The 6,869-nt window shown below is 33.9% G+C and carries 6 protein-coding genes; 5 read left to right on the top strand and 1 reads right to left on the bottom strand.

Translation table 11 applies throughout. The annotated features are described in order from the left end of the window. On the bottom strand, positions 1-288 hold a 288-nt coding region (locus LY11_RS09615; RefSeq protein WP_146610830.1), incomplete at its 3' end, for a transposase. 50 nt (positions 289-338) lie between these two features. On the opposite strand from LY11_RS09615, the gene LY11_RS09610 reads away from it, so the two are divergent. From LY11_RS09610 to LY11_RS09590, 5 genes are all read left to right on the top strand, one after another. After that, positions 339-2,942: a lantibiotic dehydratase gene (locus LY11_RS09610; protein WP_262510916.1), complete on the top strand. Its 2,604-nt coding sequence runs from the start codon at positions 339-341 to the stop codon at positions 2,940-2,942. A gap of 59 nt (positions 2,943-3,001) precedes the next feature. After that, on the top strand, positions 3,002-3,193 hold the full coding sequence (locus tag LY11_RS09605; protein WP_111633496.1) for a class I lanthipeptide: 192 nt from the start codon (positions 3,002-3,004) through the stop codon (positions 3,191-3,193). Between the two features lie 194 nt (positions 3,194-3,387). Further along, positions 3,388-4,683, top strand: a complete 1,296-nt coding sequence (locus LY11_RS09600; protein ID WP_146610829.1) for a S41 family peptidase — start codon at positions 3,388-3,390, stop codon at positions 4,681-4,683. Between the two features lie 254 nt (positions 4,684-4,937). Beyond that, positions 4,938-5,729 carry a sensor histidine kinase gene (locus LY11_RS09595; protein WP_111633494.1) on the top strand — a complete coding sequence of 264 codons (792 nt, stop codon included), beginning with the start codon at positions 4,938-4,940 and terminating at the stop codon, positions 5,727-5,729. 5 nt (positions 5,730-5,734) lie between these two features. Beyond that, positions 5,735-6,865 (top strand): sensor histidine kinase, encoded by a 1,131-nt coding sequence (locus LY11_RS09590; RefSeq protein WP_111633493.1) that lies wholly within the window; start codon positions 5,735-5,737, stop codon positions 6,863-6,865. Positions 6,866-6,869: the final 4 nt, after the last annotated feature.

Genomic DNA, 6,869 nt, shown 5'->3' with positions numbered 1-6,869 from the left:
CTTGGAGAAAATGCTGATGGCCTTTTTTAATATATCCCGTTCCATCTGCGTTTCACGCAGTTCTTTTTTCAAATTAGCCACCTCTTGCTCAGCTGCGCTGAGGATAACCTTTCCATTCCCAGGAAAACTGCTGCCTTGCTTGCTGGTGAATTCCTTACGCCATCTATATAATAAAGTCACATTGATATCCAGTTCTTTCGCAAGTGCAATTAGATCTGTACGGGTGTTACTCAGTTCAACGCTCATCAGCTTGAACTCCTTCGGGTATGCTTTTCTCTCTCGTGACATAATATTCTGTTAAGATATGTAAATCCTCTTAACTCTGTGTCTACTCAAATATAGCAACTCCAGAAGCTGCAAAACATGGTTTGAATTGTACTGATCTTACCTCGGTATTAGTAAAAGCAGGGATTAAAAGTGAGGAAGCTATTCTATTTATTGATAATTGTATCAATTCACAGCTTCTGATTAATGAACTTGATCCCGCTGTAACTGGCAATGGACTGCTCACTCAGGTCCTTGAAATTTTGGATAGTTATAACCTGCTAGATCACCAGCTGACTGAGATTGTTCAAACACTGAAAAAAATAGAGCAGCTACTAGGTAAATTGGACCGGGAGAAATATAATGGGATTGATCGTTATCAGGAAATACTTAAATTGATTGAATTAATAGGGATTCCATATGAAGCGGGAAAGATATTTCAAACTGATGTAACGGGAGCTGCTACTTCTCAAAGTGGTTTATCAATTAATTTGCAACAGGATATATTAACGGCTTTGGATGTCCTTTATAAAACTTCCACAAAACAGCCGCTTCGGTTGGAATTGTTTGCAAAGCGTTTTAATGAGCGTTATGGCGATAGAGAAATGCCACTTTTAGAAGTTTTGGATGCAGAAACAGGTATTGGTTATGTTCCCGATAAACATCTGGTTCCATCGCCAATTTTAGAAATGCTGACTTTGCCAGAAACAGAAGATAATCAAATGCTTGCGTGGGGCAAATGGGAGGAGATTTTACAAAAAAAATGGCTTAAGGCATATAAAAATGATAAATTATGTATAGAAATTTTTGATGAGGATATAAAAGATATTTTACAGGTAAATTTACCATTACCTTCTTCATTGCAGTTGATGTTTGAAATCACATTATCAGGACAGGTTTATGTGAAAAATGCCGGAGGAACAAGTGCTGTGAACATGGTTGCACGTTTTGCGCAATCAGATGCTGAGCTCAATAACCTGGTTTCTGAATTGACTATTGCTGAACAGGAAAATGAACCTGAAGCAATTTTAGCTGAGGTATTACATCTTCCCCAGGGAAGAGTTGGTAATATTCTTCAGCGCCCGGCTTTCAGAAATTACGAAATACCTTATCTCGCGAAATCTCTTTTACCTGAAGATCAGCAAATATGCGTGCAGGATTTACTAATCTCTTATCGGAAAAACAGGATAGTTTTATATTCAAAAAGACTCCATAAAGTTATTATACCAAGATTAAGTAATGCCCATAATTTCAGTCTGAACGCCTTACCTGTGTATCATTTCCTTTGTGATCTTCAGGATCAGGATCAAATAAGCAACCTGAAATTTAGTTGGGGAAGTCTTCAGAAGCAATATAACTTTTTACCGCGTGTAGTTTATAAAAATATAATATTAAGACGTGCCAGCTGGGTATTTACAGAAAAGGAGATACAGCTTCTGACTCAAAAGGATAATACATTGTTTAGCGAATTGCTGGTGAATTTTATAAAAGAATATAATTTACCTCAAAAGGTTGTTCTTGCTGACGGTGATAATGAACTTTTGATCAATTTTCAAGATCAAGAAATGACTTATGATATTTTTAAGTATACACTAAAAGGCAAAAAGTATTTTGTTTTTAAAGAGTATATAGAACTGGCTCCTGTGGTAAAAGATGTGAAAAACCAGCATTATAAACATCAATTTCAAACCTTTATGACTAGAAATCCTGAATCTGGCATGAATTTATTAACAGAACAGAATCATTATGAGCATGAAGAAGTAACATTGATAGCCAATAATGACAGCTCAGAATGGCTATATTATAAGCTGTACTGTGGGGTGCGTAATGCTGATGTAATACTAGCAAACGCTGTTAAGGTATTAACAGCTCATTGTGAGAAGAAGGAATGGATTAAAGAATGGTTTTTTATACGTTATACAGATAGTGATTTTCATATCAGATTGCGTTTGAAAGTCACTCATGTCAAATGGCTGCCTTACATTACCAGGGTATTTCATAAAGAATTGAAACCTTACCGTAAGATGGGATTTCTTTGGAATGTAACAACTGATACTTATCAACCCGAGTATATCCGGTATGGTGCAACTACGCTGTCCTGCGCCGAACAATTCTTTTATCGGGATAGTATTGCCTTTTTAGGGTTTCTTGATCATACTTCAGGTGATGAGAGAGAACTGCTTCGCTGGCAGTTTGCAATTCTTTCTATTGATACTTTATTAGAAGCATTTGAATTTAAGCTTGAACGTAAATTAGAACTCATAAAAGGGCTCAAAGAAATTTTTGCTGCGGAATTTAAATTCTCATCTGACCAAAAACAGCAGCTTTCCAAATTATTCAGAAAATATAAAAAAGAAATTTATACTTCGTTGAGTATTCAACAGCCTCATGATAAATTTTATCAATTGTATATGGTTTTAAGGCAACGTACGGCAGGTATAGAACCTTTGATTCAGGAACTTAGGGGAAAAGAAAGAGCGGGAGAACTGCAGGTTGCTATGCCAGATTTATTGGGAAGTTATATTCACATGTTGATTAATCGTATTATTCCTGAACTACAGCGTTTACATGAAGCAGTGATTTATGATTTTTTGTATCAGTACTATAAAAGTGCATATGGAAAAGAAACAAAATTTGATGAACGGATTAATATTACTTCATCAGATATAATTCTATAAATGGTTTATTGCATATTAAAGGAAGTAAGTTATATATTTAAAACAAATCTGTAAATTTTATGAAAAAGAATAAACAAATTCTTGATGTAAAATTGTCATTTGAAAAAATGACAATTGTGTCTCTTAATAAGGAAGAGCTTGTGAAAATAAAAGGGGGAGGGTATCCAGTTCAGGAAAAAATGAGCGATCAGCCATCAAGTGTACCGGGAAATGCCACTTGTGACCAAAACAACGGCGGCGGTACAGTTTAAGGTTGTTTTTTTAGCTGAATTTGCAATAGAACTATATATATTATAATAAAAATAACAACAAAGTGAGGGGGAAACTTATTCTAATTTTAATTTTATTACCAGGTCTTGCCTGGGCTCAAAATTGTAACTGTGCTGATAACTTTAATTTTTTAGTAGAAAAAATAAAGAATAATTATGTTGGGTATAAAGATAAGGTGAATGAGTCTAATCAGAAAAAATTTGATCTTTTTACTGATAGCTTACGGAATATTGCAAATTCAGCTGAAAAAATGCCGTGTTTTGATATTTGTACAGAGTGGCTTACTTTTTTTGAAGATGGGCACCTTAGTTTATCTTTTACTCCTGGAAAAGCTACAAATGATGAAATAAAGTCTTTTTTTAATACAGCTGAAAAAACGTCGTGGAATGAACATGATTTTAACTCTTATTTGCAACGAAATAAAGAAAAATTAGATAAGATAGAAGGTTATTGGACTTATGCTGCGAAAAGTTATAAAATTGGAATAGTAAAAGATATTGCTGCCGGAAAGAATGAATTCATTGGTTTTATTGTAAATACGACCAATCCTAACTGGTCAAAGCAACAGGTTAAAGTAAGGATTAAAAAGATAGAGGATAATTATCAGACTATGTACTTCAGAGGTGGGGATCATAGTAAGAGGGTTCCTCTTCTTTTGATAAACAAGGATACCATCGATCTTGGTTTTTTTGGAAAATGGTATAAAAGTCCATTTCTGGAAAATAAAGAGGAGGCCGTCAAATGGGTTGTGGATGATATACTGCCGTCTTTTAAGATATTGGATAAGGAAACTAATTTATTGGTATTACCTAGTTTTAGTATGAAATATAAAAACCAGGTAGACAGTATTATTGAAGTGAATACAGCATTATTGGAAAAAAGTAAACATTTAATTATCGATATCCGAAAGAATTCAGGTGGGCTGACTACAACATTTGAAAAACTATTGCCCTATATTTATACCAATCCAATTTATACATCTGGCGCATCAATATTGGCCACTGCGGATAATATTAAAGCCTGGTATAATCCTGATGTGCCTGGTGTTTCAGAAGCACTAAAAATTAAGCTTAAAGAAAAAGTTAGACAGATGAATGCGCATGTAGGCGAACTCTATCTATTATACCCTCCTGATTCGATCGTATTAGCTCATTTTTCAAAGAATCCGCAACGTATTTCTATTTTATTTGACCGGGGAAGTGCCAGTGCTGCTGAAATTATGATTTTAAATACCAGACAAAGTAAAAAGGTAACTTTTTTTGGGCAGAATAGTGCTGGTTCAATTGATTATGTGGAAGTTCTGAATATTAAGATTCCATGTAGTTATTTTTCCATGTTATACCCAGCTGTTCGCTATAATAGTGTAGATACACATCCTTTAAATAACACTGGAATAGCACCTGATGTAATTATCCCTTATGATGTTCCAAACTGGATTGAATTTGTAAGAAAATATAAACCCAGCCATTGAAAACACCGATAAATTATAAACTAATATCTTATCATATATTATTCTGGATAGGTTTTATAATCATTAACAGATATGATTCTCTTTTCCATCCCCAGGGTAATTATGCGCTTGTTTTGCTCGATGTATTTTGTGCTCAGGGAACAAATATAACTTTAGTTTACCTCACTATATTCGTGTGCTCAAAGTATATTGTTCCAACCAGGGTTGTCCCTTTGATAATTGGACTTTTTATACTTTATTGGTATTATTTTTTCATGTGGTATTTGGTCAGCCATGTGCTCAGGCCAGCAATCTTAATTGGATATGCCTGGAAGTTTAACTTTCTCTATTCAGTTATTAATATTTTTTTTGCGTTCTTTAAATTTATCTTTTTTGGTTTTGCATATGCTATTTTCTGGAAAGTTACTAAGCGGGAACAAAATATTCTGTTAACAGAAAAAGGAAAAATCGAAGCTGAGTACGCATTCCTCCGGGCTCAGATTAATCCTCATTTTCTGTTTAATACATTGAGTTTGTTTTATGTAAAATCTTTGCCTTTATCTAATGAGCTATCGGATGGGATAGTTACTTTATCTCAAATCATGCGCTATTCTCTTGAGAAGAATGAAAATGGTAATCTGGTGTTACTTTCTGATGAGTTGGAACATGTAAATAATCTGATCAAAATCAATCAGATGAGGTTCAACAATAACCTGCACATTGATCTTAAAATCGAAGATACCTTCCCTTCAATTCAGATTGTTCCATTGATTATTATAACTATCGTGGAAAATGTATTAAAACATGGGAACAATACACTTGCTAAAGATCCTGCCATAATTCACTTATTTAATTCTTCAGATGGTTATTTTATTCATTTATACACCTACAATAGAAAGAAAAATACATTAGTCGCAGATGCCAGTGGAATAGGAATGGAAAATATTAAGAAACGCCTTAATTACCACTATGGTGATAATTACGAATTGATTGTTGATAATAATGATGATTTCTATATGCTTAAACTTAAGGTGCCGGTTTCTCACCAAATTGATTTTTATTCTTAAATACAATGCAAATTTCTAAAAAATATAGCTTAATATTTTATCATCTGATTTTTTGGCTGTTTTATTTCGCTTTATACGCCCTTAATGAGTTTGCCAACATTCCTGAAATTTATTTTTTCAGTTTATTTGATGTACTCAACACACAAATACCAGATATAATTATTGCATATCTGGGAGTTTATCTTTTCGCAAAATACACTGTTCCATCTAAACCAGTACCGCTGTTCGTGGGGATTATTTTGATTTTTATACTGGATCTGATTATCTGGTATTTTGTTAGTTATGAAATACGGCCGTATATTAAATCTAATCCACCTGCGCCACTTCCTTTTGGTCTGCGTTATCATATTATTGGAGTAGCATATCATGCCTCCAAATTCTTGATTTTTGGATTTGCATATGCTTTTACAGTAAAAATGATCAAACACAAAAGGAAGCTTAATCAATTAGAAAAGGAAAGATTAGAAGTTGAATATGCGTTTCTCCGGTCACAAATTAACCCTCATTTTCTGAATAATACGTTAAATTTATTTTACGCAAAAGCATTGCCTTTATCTATGGAGCTCTCAGATGGGATTATGACGCTATCCCAAATTATGCGCTATTCACTAGATAGGAATGATACAAATCGTATGGTTATGCTTGCTGATGAATTGGGACATGTGCGTAACGTGATTAAGTTAAACCAGATGAGATTTAGTAATCGTCTGCAAATTGATCTGAATTTTGAATTCATATCTTCATCTATTCAGATTGTTCCGCTGATTATCATCACCATTGTAGAAAATATCCTGAAACATGGTGATTGTTCATTACCTGAAGATCCCGCAAAGGTTCATCTGTATATTTCTGAAGATGGGTGTTTCATTCATTTAAACACGTATAATAAAAAGAGTGACTGGGCAGCCGGGCACTCCAGTGGAATTGGGGTTGAAAATATCAAAAAACGTATTGCACATCATTATGGGAAAGATTATCAATTATTGATTGATGATAATGATACCTTTTATTCCTTATCACTTAAGCTACCTGTTTTTCATAAAGTACAATTTTATACTTCGCCTGGAAAGCGCGTTAATGCAAACCATATAGATTGGCCCAAACTATTCGCAAAGAAGAAGTTTAATCTTTCCTGATCGG

The sequence above is a fragment of the Pedobacter cryoconitis genome, from assembly GCF_003259615.1.
GTDB lineage: Bacteria > Bacteroidota > Bacteroidia > Sphingobacteriales > Sphingobacteriaceae > Pedobacter > Pedobacter cryoconitis.
This window is presented reverse-complemented; position numbering and strand designations above follow the sequence as displayed.

Coding starts and splice junctions, on each gene's coding strand:
- LY11_RS09605 (WP_111633496.1), top strand. CDS start 3,002: ATGAAAAAGAATAAACAAATTCTTGATGTAAAATTGTCATTTGAAAAA.
- LY11_RS09595 (WP_111633494.1), top strand. CDS start 4,938: ATGTGGTATTTGGTCAGCCATGTGCTCAGGCCAGCAATCTTAATTGGA.
- LY11_RS09590 (WP_111633493.1), top strand. CDS start 5,735: ATGCAAATTTCTAAAAAATATAGCTTAATATTTTATCATCTGATTTTT.